16 protein-coding genes, 1 other RNA gene and 1 pseudogene are annotated in these 17,551 nt (G+C 33.7%); 13 read left to right on the top strand and 5 right to left on the bottom strand.

From position 1 onward, the window contains the following. Positions 1 to 91: 91 nt before the first annotated feature. The 5 genes from JFU24_RS03260 to JFU24_RS03240 all read left to right on the top strand — a co-directional run bounded on the left by JFU24_RS03260 (position 92) and on the right by JFU24_RS03240 (position 3,614). Positions 92 to 328, top strand: a complete 237-nt coding sequence (locus tag JFU24_RS03260) for a hypothetical protein (RefSeq protein ID WP_201180622.1) — start codon at positions 92 to 94, stop codon at positions 326 to 328. A gap of 447 nt (positions 329 to 775) precedes the next feature. Continuing rightward, positions 776 to 982 (top strand): hypothetical protein, encoded by a 207-nt coding sequence (locus tag JFU24_RS03255; protein WP_201249495.1) that lies wholly within the window; start codon positions 776 to 778, stop codon positions 980 to 982. 131 nt (positions 983 to 1,113) lie between these two features. Beyond that, positions 1,114 to 1,515, top strand: coding sequence for an RDD family protein (locus tag JFU24_RS03250; RefSeq protein ID WP_201180620.1), 402 nt, complete (start codon positions 1,114 to 1,116; stop codon positions 1,513 to 1,515). Between the two features lie 309 nt (positions 1,516 to 1,824). After that, the gene (locus JFU24_RS03245) at positions 1,825 to 2,229 is read left to right on the top strand and encodes a hypothetical protein (protein ID WP_201249494.1); all 405 of its coding nucleotides are present in this window, start codon (positions 1,825 to 1,827) and stop codon (positions 2,227 to 2,229) included. A gap of 959 nt (positions 2,230 to 3,188) precedes the next feature. Beyond that, complete coding sequence (locus tag JFU24_RS03240; RefSeq protein WP_201180615.1) at positions 3,189 to 3,614, top strand: hypothetical protein; 426 nt, start codon at positions 3,189 to 3,191, stop codon at positions 3,612 to 3,614. Between the two features lie 419 nt (positions 3,615 to 4,033). Here the strand turns inward: JFU24_RS03240 and JFU24_RS03235 are convergent, their stop codons facing one another. Beyond that, on the bottom strand, positions 4,034 to 4,273 hold the full coding sequence (locus tag JFU24_RS03235) for a hypothetical protein (RefSeq protein WP_201180613.1): 240 nt from the start codon (positions 4,271 to 4,273) through the stop codon (positions 4,034 to 4,036). A gap of 379 nt (positions 4,274 to 4,652) precedes the next feature. Between JFU24_RS03235 and JFU24_RS03230 the strand changes: the two genes are divergently transcribed. From JFU24_RS03230 to JFU24_RS03215, 4 genes are all read left to right on the top strand, one after another. Beyond that, positions 4,653 to 7,337: an Ig-like domain-containing protein gene (locus JFU24_RS03230; RefSeq protein WP_201224593.1), complete on the top strand. Its 2,685-nt coding sequence runs from the start codon at positions 4,653 to 4,655 to the stop codon at positions 7,335 to 7,337. A 152-nt stretch (positions 7,338 to 7,489) separates the two neighbouring features. After that, positions 7,490 to 7,843, top strand: coding sequence for a hypothetical protein (locus tag JFU24_RS03225; RefSeq protein ID WP_201249493.1), 354 nt, complete (start codon positions 7,490 to 7,492; stop codon positions 7,841 to 7,843). Beyond that, entirely contained in the window at positions 7,831 to 8,160 is a 330-nt protein-coding gene (locus JFU24_RS03220) for a hypothetical protein (protein WP_201249492.1), read from the top strand. Before JFU24_RS03225 ends, JFU24_RS03220 begins: the two co-directional genes overlap by 13 nt. Positions 8,161 to 8,428: 268 nt before the next feature. After that, complete coding sequence (locus tag JFU24_RS03215) at positions 8,429 to 9,313, top strand: YitT family protein (RefSeq protein ID WP_201250865.1); 885 nt, start codon at positions 8,429 to 8,431, stop codon at positions 9,311 to 9,313. Positions 9,314 to 9,673: 360 nt separating this feature from the next. Here the strand turns inward: JFU24_RS03215 and JFU24_RS30025 are convergent, their stop codons facing one another. Continuing rightward, positions 9,674 to 9,922 (bottom strand): hypothetical protein, encoded by a 249-nt coding sequence (locus JFU24_RS30025; RefSeq protein ID WP_242485265.1) that lies wholly within the window; start codon positions 9,920 to 9,922, stop codon positions 9,674 to 9,676. Between the two features lie 7 nt (positions 9,923 to 9,929). After that, a pseudogene (locus tag JFU24_RS03205) lies at positions 9,930 to 10,296 on the bottom strand (SAR2788 family putative toxin); the annotation flags it as partial. Positions 10,297 to 10,362: 66 nt separating this feature from the next. On the opposite strand from JFU24_RS03205, the gene JFU24_RS03200 reads away from it, so the two are divergent. After that, positions 10,363 to 10,599 carry a hypothetical protein gene (locus JFU24_RS03200; RefSeq protein ID WP_056519383.1) on the top strand — a complete coding sequence of 79 codons (237 nt, stop codon included), beginning with the start codon at positions 10,363 to 10,365 and terminating at the stop codon, positions 10,597 to 10,599. A 588-nt stretch (positions 10,600 to 11,187) separates the two neighbouring features. Here the strand turns inward: JFU24_RS03200 and JFU24_RS03195 are convergent. Continuing rightward, a complete protein-coding gene (locus tag JFU24_RS03195; protein ID WP_201249491.1) occupies positions 11,188 to 12,249 on the bottom strand; it encodes a DUF3900 domain-containing protein in 1,062 nt (353 codons plus the stop codon). A gap of 545 nt (positions 12,250 to 12,794) precedes the next feature. On the opposite strand from JFU24_RS03195, the gene JFU24_RS03190 reads away from it, so the two are divergent. Beyond that, positions 12,795 to 14,201: an amino acid permease gene (locus JFU24_RS03190; protein ID WP_201249490.1), complete on the top strand. Its 1,407-nt coding sequence runs from the start codon at positions 12,795 to 12,797 to the stop codon at positions 14,199 to 14,201. A 646-nt stretch (positions 14,202 to 14,847) separates the two neighbouring features. Here the strand turns inward: JFU24_RS03190 and JFU24_RS03185 are convergent. Continuing rightward, positions 14,848 to 15,054, bottom strand: coding sequence for a twin-arginine translocase TatA/TatE family subunit (locus JFU24_RS03185; protein WP_201180600.1), 207 nt, complete (start codon positions 15,052 to 15,054; stop codon positions 14,848 to 14,850). 383 nt (positions 15,055 to 15,437) lie between these two features. Between JFU24_RS03185 and ssrS the strand changes: the two genes are divergently transcribed. Together ssrS and JFU24_RS03175 are read left to right on the top strand one after the other, a co-directional pair. Further along, positions 15,438 to 15,625: non-coding RNA, 6S RNA (gene ssrS / locus JFU24_RS03180), on the top strand. Between the two features lie 408 nt (positions 15,626 to 16,033). After that, positions 16,034 to 17,401, top strand: a complete 1,368-nt coding sequence (locus JFU24_RS03175; protein WP_201180599.1) for an MFS transporter — start codon at positions 16,034 to 16,036, stop codon at positions 17,399 to 17,401. Positions 17,402 to 17,551 lie beyond the last annotated feature (150 nt).

Here is a 17,551-nt window from a genome sequence, read left to right as displayed (position 1 = left end):
GAATCATTAAAGACAATGGACATTCTAATAAAACTAAATCAAGTAGGAGTACTCAATATCCGTTATACTTCAAAAACTTGGAGAGAAGAAAATGAGTATAAAGAAAAGTCAAACATTCGTACAGTTAGATGTAAGGAATTGGGATAATGCTGAATTAGTAGAAAGTTTATATGAAATTTGCGAGACTAGTAAAGAGTATGAAAATGATGTAGTAGAGGTTCATCAAGTTGTAGACTTAGGTAAACTTAAAAATGAATGGAGATATTTAATCATTCTAAATATTTCACAAGACCTAGATAATCTGGGTGCGCAAATAGATCATTATTAAAAACAAAAATTTCACTTAATAAAATCTTGAAACCACCAGTCCAATTACTGGTGGTTTTCTTCTGTTTGAACTAATTCAATTACATCTTCTATATTGCATTCAAGGTATTCGCACAAGTTAATTAAAATGGATAATACCACATTAATGTGGCTCTAGAGTCACGTTTCCGAGTCACAAATCATCCTGTTTTTTTTAAACCCCTTTAACGAACTGAATCGTATTGGCTTCTATAAAGAGGGAGAGAATACCGTTTAAATGGATAAGGTTTTTATAAATACAATTCTAATTCAAAGCTGCGTTCATCCAATACAAGAAACAAATACATCGCTTATAAAGATATTTTGGAATATTTATAGAAACAATGTTATAAGATGTTTAAAATAAAATTTACTATCTGTTATTTAACAATCGGGTAGGAAACATGGTTTGTTGGTTAGGGTTAATGTATTGGAAGGAAACTATGATGAGGCCTGTGAAGGGCATTTGATTTTATCAATAATAGTTGCTATTGGTTTTATTTATACAACTTTTTCATACATTGAGTTTACTAGTAAAGCAAGGTTTTCTAAAATATTCTTTTACTTTGGTTTGATTTCAGTCGTATATGGTACGGGTATACTAACTCAAAAATATATTCAAGAAAAGATAAAATAATCTATTAAGCTTAAGCGGATGTTTGGTAAAAAAGAGCGATTTTAACTATATTTAATTCTTTAAAAGCTCGTTAAATTACCTGGAATATGGTAAAATAGTTAATTGTAACTAATTCAACAGGAGGAACATATATGAGCAATTCAGTAGGGTTTTGGAAACGATTTTTAGCAGAAGTTCTAGATGGCATTATAATAGGCATTCCATTGGCGGTAATTTTTGGTTTGATCACTGGTCAATGGGAAGATGATAGTATTTCAACCTTTGTCGTCTTTCTTTACACAATGTTCGTACCAATATTTTGGTATGGATATACAGTAGGCAAAAGAATGATGGGTATACGTATAGTAAGGGTTGACGGTAAAAAATTAGGTATAGGTACTATGCTTTTAAGATGTTTAGTTGCTGGAATAGTTTATGGAATCACATTAGGAATAGGATTTATTGTTAGCGCGTTTATGGTTGGTTTAAGAAAAGATCATAGAGCAATCCATGATTTCATAGCTGGTACATACGTGACATCGAATAAACCTTGATTATAAGATAGGCAGCTTAATAGCTGCTTTTTTTGTTAGGAAATTTCAGTTGATCCTTTATTAACAGAAGCACTTGATAAAGTTAAACAACTGAAAAATGTTGGATCTTTCTCGTTAAGGATTTATTTAAAGGCTATTTATGGAGTGGAAACAATATGAATGAAAGAAGTTTATAAGGAGCTATGATTTTAAATGAGATAATGAAGAAAAAAGATTATGTTGTAATTCTGGACAAAAAACTTCTCGGCATTAAAGGTACATGAAGTTAGAGTATGCATTGAAGTGGGCTGAATAAGTGACAATAGAGCAATGCAATCGGCATATGCTGACACGTTACCTACTACTATTGAAAAGGATAAAATGCTTTCAGTATTAGAAGTTATACAAAATGGTATTGTTAAAGAAAATGATGAAACTAAGTTAAACGTAGATTATGCTAAGGAATATGGTCTATCGAATACAGAAATTAATAATCTCCAACAGGCACTTATTGAAATTTCTTCAGATGAATTAAATGAAATTGAAAGTGAAACAAGATTATTAGATAAGGAAATACTTAAACAAGACGATGTTATTCAAATAGACGAACTAACAGCGTCAGCTACAGGTAGACATGCTCGCACCGCCTTCAGCATTGGAAAAAACTTTAAAAATTGCATTTGGAACCGTTGTCGGAGTGACTGGTGCTACTTTAATTGTTCAAGACATGTATAAATTAGGAGCTTATGCGACTTGCCACAAATGGGGTAAAAGAAACCTAAAGTTAAAAAACGTGTAAAACACTAGGATACTGGTAAAATATCTGAAACTAAGGGGGAAACACAATGTTTGACATAGCTGACTTTTCGAGAGTGAAAATGCTGAAATTATTGATACATTCTTTGCTTATATGCATTTTATTAAGCTTAGTTAGTTTAATTATTAACGATATTTTTTCAATTATCGTTGATAGAAGAATTAATTTGAATTTATTTTTTATTCCAATAATCATGTTTTTTTGGGTTTTGATAGCAATTAAAAAACCAACATACCAAAAATAATTTCAGGATAAGAGTCTGGGCACAATGCTCAGGCTTTTTTTATATTTGTTTTACAATAAAATATCACTATTAACCCTATTTACGAAAGGTTTTTCTTTATTAAATCATCAATAAGAAGTAAACACCATTGAGCAAATGGATATTGATTATAAGCGAGTAATCTTCACTCTGACGAAGTGTTGGCATCTTTCTACCTAACCTGCAGATTTTCGTTAGTGAGGACGAAATAGACCTCGACATGGACGACTTAAACATAGCGCTGACCGCGGTTGATAGCGGTCTTGCAGTAGTAAATCGCGTAATCATCATTGGCGACGACGATTCGCAAGTGTAAATTTGGCGTTAACTCCCGAAAATTATACGGAAGTTTTAGACGAAGCAATCCTGGATGCATCCTTTAATTCCTTTATTTTCTTTTATTGTTACAATAGTCATTTTCTTAGTAGTGCAGATGAATTCTTATTATCGGAGCACTTGTGATGAACTTCGGCCAGATTACGGAATCATTCTTTCCTCGAAGGCCAAGGTTTTTGGGTACAAAAATAGGCAACTGCGAAGAAAGATGAACCCATTTGTAGGCGGATGCGTACATATAACATATAAGATAATATAAGGAAAAGGGACGGTACTATTATGGGATTCTGGAAACAGGTTTTTAGACCTCGGGTCAGCGTATTGAAGGGCGGTCACGTATTAACTGATAACGTCGAAGGCAAAGGGCTAGTTAATAGAATGTCTGTAATAAAGGGGAGGAAGTCAGGCGAAGTCAAGGTCACAACGGCATATGGACATAAGCACTTCACACTTTCACAGATTGAGTGGGAACAAAGTGGAGATCGAAACGTCGGTAAAGGTTATGGTAGTACTATACTTAGTACGGCACTTGTGGGTTCAGTCGGTACAATCGCTGAAGTTGCTGTCAGAGCAATGAAAAAAGACAACTCGACTGCGTACATTTATTTGATCGACGAAGAAGGCGAGGAGCACAAAATCCTCGTTCAGTGTACGAAGGAACAATTTGTACAAATATATAAATTGTGTAATTTATATAAAAATTAAATAAAGTGTTTCCTAGGAGTGTGAAAATAATGAACCACAAGCAAGAGGAAATAGATCCATTATAAAGGTAGAGTAAGAAGGTATAAATGTCTGTAGATGGAAAGAAAGCACATAGAGAACTTTAAGAGTTATATGATCATAACGAAAAAAGTGGCGGAAGAGTAGCAGGTATCAAATATACGGATCTTTATGAAAACGATGATGAAAAACAAGAGCATCTAGTGTATGAGTATCTACAAGATAAAGGATTAATTGACTATAAAATTCTAGGTAGTAACACTTATCAAGCCAAAATCACTCCACCTGGTATTGATAGAATAATGATAAGTGGGCGATCTTTTGGGTCAATTCATTATTGGGTTTAAATTTTGTAAAAAGTAAAAGCACTTTACCTTAAATGGTCGAGTGCTTTTTTGTGTTTATATATTTAATACGTCTTTATTCTGATTAATGATGATTTTATTTCTTAATATCATTTCTTTATTATTAAGCCCAACATTTAGTTCGGTAGTATTGCTCATCTTCTCTATAAGGGAAGCTACAGATATTTCTAATAATTCAGGGATAGACATGTCTGTTTTAGCTGATAAGCTTTCAAGCTTATTGATTAATTCTGGAGATAACAATAACTCTAATGCTTGTCTTTCCTTTGTGTCCATGATTGTACCCTCCATATGATGAGTTATTTTTATTAGTTTAATTATATTATAGAAATTTCAAACTCAACATTAAATTGGGGTAAAAAAATAGTAAAGTTTTGATGTCAATTACAAAAGAAAGGAAGCATCTGGAATGTAATTTTGATTTGTGATAGATGAAATATTTTTAACTAAATATTGTTTAGGTGGTCAGAATAAAGCGACAGACACATTAGAAATGATTTTGAGCGGAATAAAAGAGGGTACAACGTTCAAATTAAGTCATAAAAGGATAAATATTCAAATAATAATATGAATAATTTCAGTATTTAGAAAATGTAATACAGTCCTCCTATTATTATGGTAAAATTTAACTGATATTATAGAAGGGGGCGAAATTTTGAAGTGGTTGCTTAAATGGGTAATAATTGTTTTAATTTGCATCATATCAGGATTCAGTATAAATCCAGTGGTTAAGGCAGAAAGTACAAAGCCAAATATTTCTTTTAGTATTATTTCCCCTACGTCAAATACTACGAAAAATGATGAATTAAAAGTTATTATTTCTAAACCGAACTCCACCTATCAAGTAAGTCAAGTTAAGGCAAAGGTTGAGGGAAAGGAAATCCTTCTAACATATGATAACAATGCTTATGGTGAACATCTTCCAGGATGGGTTGGTACATTAAATTTGAATGGTTTATCAAGAGGAATAAAAACACTTGAAGTCACTGTCTATGATGTTTATGGGAATGCTGTAGCGAAACAAACGACATTTAAGTATACGCAGCCACCAGGTTTAAATATTATTTCTCCTAAATCTTTTGATTTTACAAATGGAAAATTACGGATCACTGCAGAGGCTTCTGATTTAGCTGGTGAAACCTCTACAATAGGGGTATATGCCTCTTCTAATGATGAAGGTTATGGGACGAAATTGCTGGAGAGAGTAAATAGAATCGATGAGACTGTTGATATTAGTAAATATAATGGAAAAGAAATCTATATGACATTTGTAGTTTCAAATGAATCTGGGGGCACATTTACTACAACTAGGGAAATTTATGTTGATAATAGCCCACTTTTAAGCCCAAAAGATCGAATTGATGGGGAAATATTAGATTATAAGGATAATAAAATATTATATCGAACAAATAATGATATAAGAATAAAAGATTTACACACAACAAACGAAACATTAGTTTTTTCTCATTCGATAAATAAAGTGGATTATGGTTTTTTAACTCCTTTAGGAGTGATGCTTGTTGTACAAAATGTTGATCCATATTATATCTCCAATAGTTTATATGAATATAAAAATGGTACTCTTACTTATTTAGGGAGATTAAACTCAAATAATTCTTTAAAGGTTAATGGTCATTATGCAATTTGGAATGGTGATTTAAAACCTCTTACAACACCTGGTATTGCTTCTGGAGTCGAATTATATTTAAAGAATCTAGAGAGTGATAATATCACACTTGTATCTAACGAAGCAGGAAATTGGATGAATAATGTAACATCTAATGGTGATGTGATTTATTGGTCAGGTTCTGGATGGAATGGGTCAGGGGATACAATATTTAATTACAATATTTATAAATATTCCAATGGAAATACAAGTAGGCTATCTTCTGATGGAAGTTATTTTAATGTATATCCAGTGTCGGATGGAAGCTTAACTGTATATGAAAGACATCGATATAATGAGAATACACATTTCTTAATTTTGAATGTTGATGGAAAAGATGAGACGATTGCTACATCATCAAATGATTTCTCACCTGGAAGAGATTATACCATTAACAATGGCTATGTGGCGTATACCAATTATATAAATGGAACAAAGCAAATTTTTATTTGGAAAGATGGTATTTCTAATCAAATCACTTATTTAGGATCTGATACATCAATTGTATCTCTAAATGCTAATGGTGATGTAATAGCTAGGTTTAGTAATGGCTACTATTTTATCAAGAATGACGGAAGTCAGCCAATAAAACTATATACAATAGGTTTGAACAATTACTGGGTCAATAATGAGCTTTATGGCGTTATCGGTGGGGAACTTTTAAGAATAGAGACAAAACCAGTTATAGTTACAGGAGTTACTCTTTCCAAAACGAATCTTGAATTAAAAATTGGAGAAGAATTTAATTTGACTGCTAATGTTTTGCCTTCTAATGCAACAAATCAAAGGGTTAAATGGGAAAGTAATCATTCAGATATCGCAGCTATTGATGGCACAGGTAAAATAATCGCAAAAAAGGAGGGTACAGCTACCATAACAGTAACCACAGAGGATGGAATTAAGACTGCAAGCTGTACTGTGGTGATAAAAGATGTAACAGCACCATCCATACCAACAGTCAATACTGTATATGATAATGCTACTGTTATTACTGGTAAAGCAGAATCAAATGCAAAGGTATATGCGACGGTAGGAAGCAAGAAAATTGGAGAAACAGCTGCAAAAAATGGTCAATATACGATTAAGATTGCAAAACAAAAAGCAGGTACAACCATCGTTGTTTATGCTAAAGATACTTCAGGTAATAAGAGTGGAAGTAAAACAGTTAAGGTAATAGACAAGACAGCTCCATCGATACCAACAGTTAATAATGTATATGATAATGCCACTGTTATTACTGGTAAAGCTGAATTAAATGCAAAGGTATATGCGATGGTAGGAAGCAAGAAAATTGGAGAAACAACTGCAAAAAATGGTCAATATACGATTAAGATTGCAAAACAAAAAGCAGGTACAACCATCGTTGTTTATGCTAAAGATACTTCAGGTAATAAAAGTGGAAGTAAAAAAGTTAAGGTAATAGACAAAACAGCTCCATCCGTACCAACAGTTAATAAAATTACAAGTAAGACAGTAACAGTAACTGGTAAAGGTGAAAAAGGAGCATCTATTTATATTTACAATGGAAGTAAGAAGATTGGGCAAGGAATCGTGGATAGTCGAGGAAACTTTAAGGTGAAAATTAAGGCACAAAAGAAGGGTTCGTCATTAAAGGTATACGCTCAAGACAAATCAGGAAACAAGAGTAAGAGTAAAACAGTAAAGGTAAGCTAGTAACAAGATTAAATTAGTTTTAAAAGCTATCTGTTTATACATTTTGCGGTAATACTGGACCAAGTATTACCGCTTTTTTTATGATGAACTAAAAAATACAAGGAAATCATTTTATTAAGTCTAAAAATAGAGATATTTATGAAGCGGGTTTGGTGAAAGATGGTATAACTGCAAGAGTGAAAAACATTCAAATCCTTGATAACATTTTTGAAGGTCTTTCAACAGCAGAGACAATGTATCTATCATTCTGTGAGGATGTGTTAATTAGAGGGAATATCTCCAATACTACTTCTCGTTTTGTTATGGGATACTACAGTATTAACGTATTAGTTAAAGATAACTTAGTTAATGGAATTACGAAAGAAGTAGTATATGTGAGTGACGCTACTGCTGATGGCTCTACAAGTTATGTGGGATTAGGGTACACGAAGGATTATAGATTAGTGGGAATAGAGTGGAGAATTGTGGGCGTAGTGTATTTAATAGGAGTGGCTTGGATGGGCTAGAAGTTCATTCTAATGTAATCATTAATTCCACTACAGAAACGGTTGGTACACGTAGTGCTATTAGTGCATCAGCTAGTTCAAGGAATGGACGTATTTACAATAACAAAGTACGTGGAGCTAATCAAAAGTATGGGATTGATATTACAACTACTTGTAGTAACATTCAGACTTTCAATAATGATTTAGTTGGATTAACGAAAGGATTGAACAACGCTTCCACAACAAGTTTTGAAGGGACATATATGTATAGTGCAAATGGAACACGTTACAAAATGACTGTATCAGATGCAGGAGCACCAGTATTTACAGCAGGTTAATAATTGTTGAACGAAGCTTAATGGGCTTTTACAGACCTGGGGTATCCGTTATAATGAAAATAAACTAAAGGGATGTAAAAGGATTTTTAAGTAATGCCTTAAACATTAAACAAAAATATATCGACATTGACATCGAAGAAATTGATCTGTATTTAAACTATTGGAACAAACTGAGCGTAGGTTAGAACTTCTATTATTCAAAGTTATTTTTCCTAATTTGATATTAGGATATAATAGTAATAAATGAATAATAAAAGGTGTGATTTTTCTGACGGAAGTTTTAGCACTAAAAAAGCGACATAGAAAGTTATCCCGTTTGGTAATTATCCAACGGACCATTCTTATTACAATTGGTGCTTTGCTAATGGCCACTGGATTGGAAATCTTTTTAATTCCCAATCATGTAATTGATGGTGGCATTACAGGTATTTCAATTATGCTTTCTTATGTTACAGGTATAAAACTGGGAATCTTTCTTTTCCTATTGAATCTACCATTTGTATATCTGGGATATAAACAGTTTGGAAAAACTTTTGCTATATCAATTATATATGGGATTGTAATGCTCTCCATTTTTGCAACTTATTTTCATCCTATTCCACCCTTCACTGAGGACATCCTTCTTGCTACAATTTTTGGAGGCATTTTCCTAGGTGTAGGTGTAGGAATAGTAATTCGTAACGGTGGGGCGCTTGATGGTACAGAAATACTTTCCATTGTTATAAGTAAAAAAGTGCCTTTTTCTGTTGGCGAAATTGTTATGTTCATCAATCTATTTATACTTGGTTCTGCTGGATTCATTTACACCTGGGATAGAGCTATGTATTCAATCTTAGCTTATGCAATAGCTGCTAAGGCCATTGACATTGTTATTACTGGAATGGATGAAACAAAGTCTGTATGGATAATTAGCGAAGATGCAAGAGAGATAGGTGATGCAATCAATAGCCGTTTAGGACGGGGTGTAACATATTTACATGGTGAAGGTGCCTTTACTGGAGACGACAAGAAGGTTATTTTCTGTGTAATTACCAGACTTGAAGAATCTAAGTTAACTACAATTGTTGAAGAGATCGACCCTTCATCTTTCTTAGCAATGGCAAATATTGCGGAAGTACGAGGTGGACGGTTCAAAAAGAGAAATATTCATTAATAATAAAATAATTCTTATTAACAAAGCCAACATTTTGATGCTGGCTTTTGTGTATGTCACAATGGAGCAAACTGTACGGAAATCAAAATTGAATAAATCATTTTGAGGATTTCAAGGATTAAGATGTTTTTCGTATTTAACTTTCAATTCTCGAATCAAATTACTATCATTAGAAATAATATCGAGAACATCATTATTCACATAAATGAGGAACCTATCATTATAAAAAACGATATAAGCTTCTCTATGCCCTTGGTGGACTTTCTTACAATAATTATACACATCTGAATTATGTATACCTTTTACTGTAGCATAAATTATCTCAGCATCCATTTCTTCATCTTTAACTATGACTTCTTCTCAATTGTTGATTTTGATTGATTTACCTATCCCATTTTTTTCATGATGCCTTTTATTATTTGTTATATTTCCTATAATAAAAGACGTATCAATCTTTTCATTAGTGTTGAATATGTCTTTAAGGATAGTTGTAAGAAGACTCCCGCTTATTTCATCCATTCCAAATCTTATTCTATGATTTGTATCTACCTGAAAAAATGGGGTTTCATCATCCTTAAAATTAACATTAAATTGTTGAATTCTTTCCATAAATTATTTAATCCCCTATTCTATTTAAATCTATATCATCGTATGTTCCAGATCTAGTTTTCTTACTTCCTAGATCTTTTACTGTTGATGCACCTTTCCAAGAACCGCCAATATGACTATCGATGTCTCTAACTATATATTTTGGCTTCCCTTTCTTATTGTAATATACAACTGCTTTCTTAGAGAGATAATTGGTTTTGGAATATCCCAATTCTTTCGCAACTACTTTTGCAACTGCTTCAGAACTTTTAAGCATTGACTTAACTATTGAAAGGTCCCCATTTTTTTATTGCTTTTTTTATACCTTGTTTTGCAATAAACGACACAAGTACTGCAACCACTGGCCAAATTGATGCCGTTAATTCTGATGAGTTAACTGAAATGATGATGTCACATTAATTGAAAATATTGATGATAATGGTGCAGTTCATGAGCTAATAATGGTTGGTCAAGGGGAAGGGACAGATATTGTACTTACAATGGGGTTGTTAATTGGTATCACAAATCCTGATTTAAGCCAAAAAGATGTAGGGCAAGTCTTAAAGGATTTACGTTTGTTTGATGAAAGCTATAAATATCAAAAGAATGAAACGAAAGTAGAGAAAAATACGATTCGTTATAACTTAAAATATGATCAAGATGCTGGTGTGATTTTTAGTGTTTCAAAAGTGAATTAATAGATACAGTTTACGGATAATTCCGTAGGCTTTTTTTGCCTAGAATGATTCAATATTTTAAAAGTTAGTTAATATAATCCAAACATTAGAGAGGATATTTTCTCTCATTTTATATTAGATAATTATTAAGGTGAAAACTATGAAAAAAGTATTTGCTCATGTGAGTAGGGCAAACTCTCTTAAATCATCTATTTCTATATAGTAGATTCAAAGTAAGGTATACTCACACGAGAATCTTTTTCGAAAAAAATGTAGTGATTTGTACTACGATATGTGAACATTAACATAGCAATTTTGAATAGATTTAAAGTTATTCAAAATACTGATATGTCAAGAGTTAAGATCGAAAAGCGTGAAATCGACGATGACATGCAGGGTGTATATCATAAATTATATTTAGTCATAAATGAAAAGACAGTAAGCAAAGATAAGCTCACTGTCTTTTAGATTCAATATTTTAATTGTACTTAATTAAAGGAAACCCGTATTAATATGTTTTAGAGCATAAATTTGATCACACAAACGATTACAAACGTTTAAATGGCACTGTTTTTATGATCACAAATCCCTCAAAAAACCCTCAACTCTTTAGATTTTCCTACTAATCCGTTCCACAATCTCCATCAAATCATCCGGCTTATGAAATTCAATCGGCGAAACACCTTTATCAAATTGAATCGTATCGGCTTCTATCATCAATACATACTTCCCATTAATCTTCCCTAAATGAATGCTTTCCCCAAAATCGGCTAGAAGTCCTTTGACAGAGGTGCTGCCAAGCTTCATTCGCAGTTCGGCTTCAGGTGTATGCTCGACAATCTGGGCAGTGGCTTCGACGACTTGGTGGGTTTCAAGACGTTCTTGGATTTCTCGTTTATCGCTAGTTTCCCAGATTTCCAGGTCCTGTTCGAATTTCTGCAGTTCGTCACTGTTTTCTTCGAATTGGGCGGATACATGTTCATGAACCATGTGGATGACTTGGTTTTTCATGATTTCCGGCATCGATTCGCCATATTCAACGAATTTCAAAAAGTCCTCAAAGTAGCGAGCATGTGAAGCCTGGTGGATTTTCAGTTCGCCTTCTTCGACCATACCTTCTTCGGGCATGTAGGGGTATTGGATGGATTTCATATTTTTAGTGGTGATTGCCATTTCAACGTGTCGAATTAGTGTTCGTTCATCTGAAATGGAAGCAACCTTCGGCTCGAAATCACATTTTAATAAGAAGACGAACGGTTCATCTAGATATTTCGTTAATTTAGCAGATGCGACTAGAAAGACTCCGCCACGCACTGCACTTGTATCTATATACGACTGAGCGAATTGTTCATTTTCCTGCTGGAAGACTTCTTTTGTACCGGCAAAGCGGACACGGTTAAATACATTGTAATTAGGATTGGAATCAAGTGCATGGCCTTCTTCAACAATAAAAGAACCGATTTTTGTGGGTATTTGTTCAGTTTTTGGATGACGGTCTACTTTTCGTTTGGAGATTTTCATCAATTCCCCATCCAAAAAATCCTTTAAAGGACTTTCTTCGTATTCCTGGGTATCGAGTGTTTGAAAATGTTTAAATCGTTTATCAGCCTGATCGCCTTTTCCTTCAACCTGTATTAAATAAAATGACAGATAGGTAATCGTAAAATCCATGAAAGTCACCATCTCCAATTAAGCATATTTCCCGTACTTTTTAGACTTAATAAGTATAGAGATGTACATCGATTCCGTCAAACGTTTAGTTCTTGAATGGATAGAATAATTATGGTGTATTATTCCATAATAATAAGAGTAGGGAACATAAATTGGAGTCTCTATCTAAAATTTGGATATATTGGAAAATAGAATCAAATGAAGATCTAAAAGGGTAAGTAGGTATCCCAGTTCAGGATTTGTCAAATCCATTCATGTAAGATTATAAAATTTGGATATTTATTTTAACGTTCTATATGTAAATGCGCTTAAACATTTGATAGAGAATTTTGTCGAATAATCATTAGGGGTATTCAACGAATTTTCAAAATATAAATTCTACTATAATAAAACCATTGACGTATAAGGGTTTAATACGTATAATTTGAAAGTCAGATAATTCAGGAATTGTTGAATTTTGTCGAAAATTCTCTACTATAAAAAGTAAGTGAATACATTTATTCGTTATTTTCTGAATAGTTTTTTAAATTCGCGGAGGAGAAAACATGAGTATTTTTAGAAAGAAGTCTATTGAGGACTTATTGAAAAACGCTGGTTCCAACAGTAAGGGGTTGAAAAGGGAACTAGGTGCTTGGGATTTAACGATGCTTGGAATTGGAGCAATAATTGGCACTGGTATTTTTGTATTAACGGGAACTGGAGCAGTTAATGCTGGTCCGGCGCTTTCGTTATCGTTCGTCATTGCCGGCCTTGCTTGTTTATTCGCAGCACTTTCATATGCTGAATTTGCATCATCCGTGCCGGTATCTGGTTCAACTTACACTTATGCGTATGCAACTCTAGGTGAATTTGCTGCCTGGATTATAGGGTGGGATTTAATCCTTGAATACTTATTGGCGGTTAGTGCCGTATCGGCCGGCTGGTCTGGTTATTTCCAATCGTTTTTAGGTGGATTCGGGATTAACTTCCCGGAGAAGCTCACGGCAGCACCTGGTTCAATTGAGGGTGTTACAACTTATATGAACTTGCCAGCCTTTTTAATAGTTATGGCTATTACTTTATTGATTTCTAGAGGTACGAAACAAACTACAAGGATAAACAACATTATGGTTGTTATTAAAGTGATCGTTGTTTTGCTGTTTATCGTCTCTTCTATTTACTATGTGAAACCTGAAAACTGGCAGCCATTCATGCCATTCGGAATCAGTGGAGTATTTTCTACAGCCGCTTTAATGTTCTTTGCATTTATCGGCTTTGATGCAGTAGCATCTGCTGCTGAGGAAACAAGAGATCCAGGAAAGAATTTACCACGAGGAATTATCGGTTCATTGATTATTTGTGTTGTACTTTATATGATTGTTAGTTTAATTATGACAGGTGTGGTACCGTATTCACAGTTCGCAACGGCACTGGATCACCCGATTTCTTTAGTACTACAAAGCGCAGGCCAGAATTGGATTGCAGGAATTATTGACCTTGGAGCCTTTATTGGAATGACAACGGTCATCTTGGTTATGTTATATGGACAAACTCGTATCATGTTTGCGATGTCACGTGATGGATTGATGCCCAAATCTTTATCAAAACTTCATAAGAAATATAATACGCCTTATGCGGCATCATGGATGTTTGGTATAATTGCCGCCTTACTAGGAGCCTTTATACCGCTTGGTGAATTGGCCGAATTGGTTAATATCGGAACGTTAACAGCGTTTACGATGATTTCCGTAGCGGTAATCGTTTTACGTAAAACAAGACCAGATATGAAACGAGCTTTCTATTGTCCGGCTGTACCGCTTGTGCCAGGTTTAGCGATTGTTTTTTGTGTATTCCTTATGTTACAACTAGGTAGCCATACATGGATACGCTTCTTAATTTGGATGGCTATTGGTATCGTGATTTACTTTGTTTATTCTCGAAAACATTCCAATCTTAATCAGCAGGAAAAATAATAATTTTAAAAAAACACTCATCGGAGTGTTTTTTTGTTTAACTCTAAATTAAAGGTGGAGAAAGTCAAAGTAGTTTAAGACTAATATGCAGTGTTATGGTTGAAATAAAAGTGGCAAGTATATATTGAAGCTTGAACAACAATGATAAAGCTATTTTAAATGGAGTTGAAGTTAATCAGTAATAAACAATATGTTGGATTTTAAAAGTAAATAGGAGAGAGGTCGTCTAAAAGATGATGCAAAAAGGAGTGTAGTATCTTTACAAGAAGGCTAATACCTATTTTTTTCAGTAGAGAATATAGATTTTAAATTTTATATTTGACAAGTTTCCTCGGTAGAATATTTAATCGAAAACATCAACCCGGGTTAGTAGGATAAAATTACATGGTTTTTTATTAATTTATAACCAATTACAAAAAGAAACGGTTTTACACTAACAACTTACAACAATGAAATTTCTTTAAAGAGTTTCAATAATTCTCTTGAAATAATAAAGGATAAATGTTATATTAATAAAGCGATGAGCTAATTTGTGTAAGTCGAAGAACATGCTTTTTAAGCTAAACGTCGGGATGTGGCCTGACGGTTCCCGCCTCAAACGCATCAAAGACGCCTGCTGCGTGCAGGCGTCTTTTTCATTGTTTTTTTATTTTACCGATTCTTTTTTCGCAGCTTGAACGTCTTCTTTAAATTCCTCTTGAATTTCATCTGTTATTCCCTTCGTTGCATCCTTAAACTCTCGAAGCGATGTACCTACAGCGCGTCCGATTTGAGGAAGTTTTTTCGGCCCAAAGACAATTAATGCTAAAAGAAAGATTAGAATTAAACCAGGAAAACCAATGTTTGAAAGCATAGCTAGTCACTCCTATCAAATCTGATATATAATATTATAGACCCCTGACGAGCATTTGCAAATGTAAATTACTATTAATTGTAAGAGTCTATATATATAAAGGGATAAATAGTACTTTAAAAACCTTTAGATTCTACCTCCTATATCTTATAAATCACATGAAATTCTATAGATCTTTCTTCATTATAATGTTTGTTACATAACATATTATACTTTTTTGGAAAAATTAATGTCTTTACATAGATAGTCTTTTATGGAAGGATTACAGAACCCACTATTAGAGTCTCATTGCAATCAATAACTAATTACGAAATACAAAAATTTTTTTGTTACTTGGGAATTATTAGTCTTGCAAGAGAGAATGAATTTATGTATTATAACTATACAAGTTGCGTTGTTCGTAATGATAATTAAGTTTTAACCTTTAAGCTGTAATAGGGAGTTTTACATCGAAACAGGAATGTTATGCCTCGTCACTGACTTGGACAACAGGATTGTTTCTGCAAACACCCACTTTGAGGAGTGGTGGTTTAAAACTTTCTTACGTGAATACGGCAATGGCGGCTCTTTCTTTAAAATTAGAAACCAGTTCCGATCAGGGACTGGTTTTTTTCTGTTTTTTCATCCTGTTGAGCTATTGAATAACATATCTATAATAAATAGTTGTTGTATTATAGTGTGAAAAAAATTTTTTAATACAGGTAACTTGGAAACGATTTCAATCGAAATCATCTTAATTCTCCATTACACTCATGAATTCATTATATTTCAAGATGGCTTATGCTTTGGTGTTTTGATGTTTATGACTAATTTGTGAAAATTTTTATTGAAATATCAGATAATTGCCTATTATAATAACAATTAGATAACTCGGTTCACTATTTGTGTAAAGTTAGTGAAAAGTTATTTTTTTTAATTAGCAATTCCGTAAGCGCTATCATGTGGATATTGGTAGTCACCTAGAGAGGGGAAATTTTTTATGGCTAGTATTAACACGACAGAGGTAATTAGTAACAGTAAATTTAACCGCTTTCATTTGGGTTTGTTGGCATGGTGTTTCATTATCATCCTTTTTGATGGGTACGACCTTGTCGTTTATGGAACGGTTGTACCAGTGTTAACAGAGGAGTGGAATCTAACTTCAGTGGAAGCGGGAGCAATGGGTAGCTATGGTCTATTCGGCATGATGTTCGGCGCCATCTTTTTTGGGACATTAGCGGATCGGATTGGAAGAAAAAACGTCATTGCCATTTCATTGATTTTATTTAGTTTATTTACATTGCTATGTGGATTTGCGAGTACACCTACTATATTTTCTACTTTTCGATTTTTAGCGGGGTTAGGACTGGGAGGCATTATGCCGAACGTCATTGCTTTATTGACGGATTACGCCCCGAAAACAATGAGAAGCATGGTCGTTTCGATTGTATTATGCGGCTATTCATTCGGGGGGATGCTTGCCCCGATACTAGGTATCCTACTTATGCCTTCATTAGGCTGGGAGTCCATATTCTGGTTTGCCGGCATACCTTTACTATTTCTACCAATCATGATGAAGCATTTACCAGAAACCTCGACACATCTCATTAGAATTAACAGAAAAGAGGAATTAATCAGAGTATTATCCAAAGTCAGTCCTGATAGCAATTTCACCATACATGACGAAATTGTAGAAGTGAAGAAATCAGATGAGAAACTGCCGATTGTCGGATTGTTTAAAAATTCCCGCGCTCTAAGTACTTTGATGTTCTGGGTTGCCTTTTTCATGTGTCTACTAATGGTATATGGGTTGAATACATGGCTACCAAAGCTAATGATTGAAGCGGGGTATGCTTTGAATTCAAGTCTAGGTTTCTTAATCGTTCTTCAAGGTGGAGCTATCGTAGGTACTCTTATAATAGCTAAGCTTTGTGATAGATATGGTTCTAAAAAAATGCTTGTACCGTTGTATGCGCTAGGTGCAATTAGTTTGACACTGTTAGGAATGGGTGGAAGTTCCTTCATGATTTACACATTAGTAGCGATTGCAGGGGCCTGTACGATTGGCGCCCAAAATCTTGTACAAGCCTATGTTTCCCAGTACTATCCACCAAATATTAGATCGACTGCACTTGGAGTTGCATCTGGAATAGGAAGGATTGGTGGTATGCTCGGACCCATCCTTGGTGGATTCCTATTATCTATCTCGCTACCAATTCAATTGAATTTTATTGCTTTTGCTATTCCTGGTCTTATTGCCGCGATTGCTTTATCCTTTGTTCCAGTTAAGATGGCTTATTATAAAAATAATCAACCAAAACAAAGTGAAGAAATAAAGGTAGACTCCAATAAAATGAATATACTGTAAGAATTAACATGAAAATGGCGGCGTAGGAGATATCCACGTTGCCATTTTCATGTTAATTTTATGTTAGGAGAGATTGTATAGTTGCTCCTAATTAAATTTCTTTCTTATTCTTATAATTAGTTTCGTCGCAGATCTGCTCAAAGGACACAA

Origin of the sequence: Peribacillus sp. TH27, from assembly GCF_016650915.1 — a bacterium.
GTDB classification, from domain to species: Bacteria; Bacillota; Bacilli; order Bacillales; family DSM-1321; genus Peribacillus; species Peribacillus butanolivorans.
The sequence above is the reverse complement of the archived record's forward strand: the minus strand, read 5'-3'. Positions and strand labels throughout refer to the sequence as shown.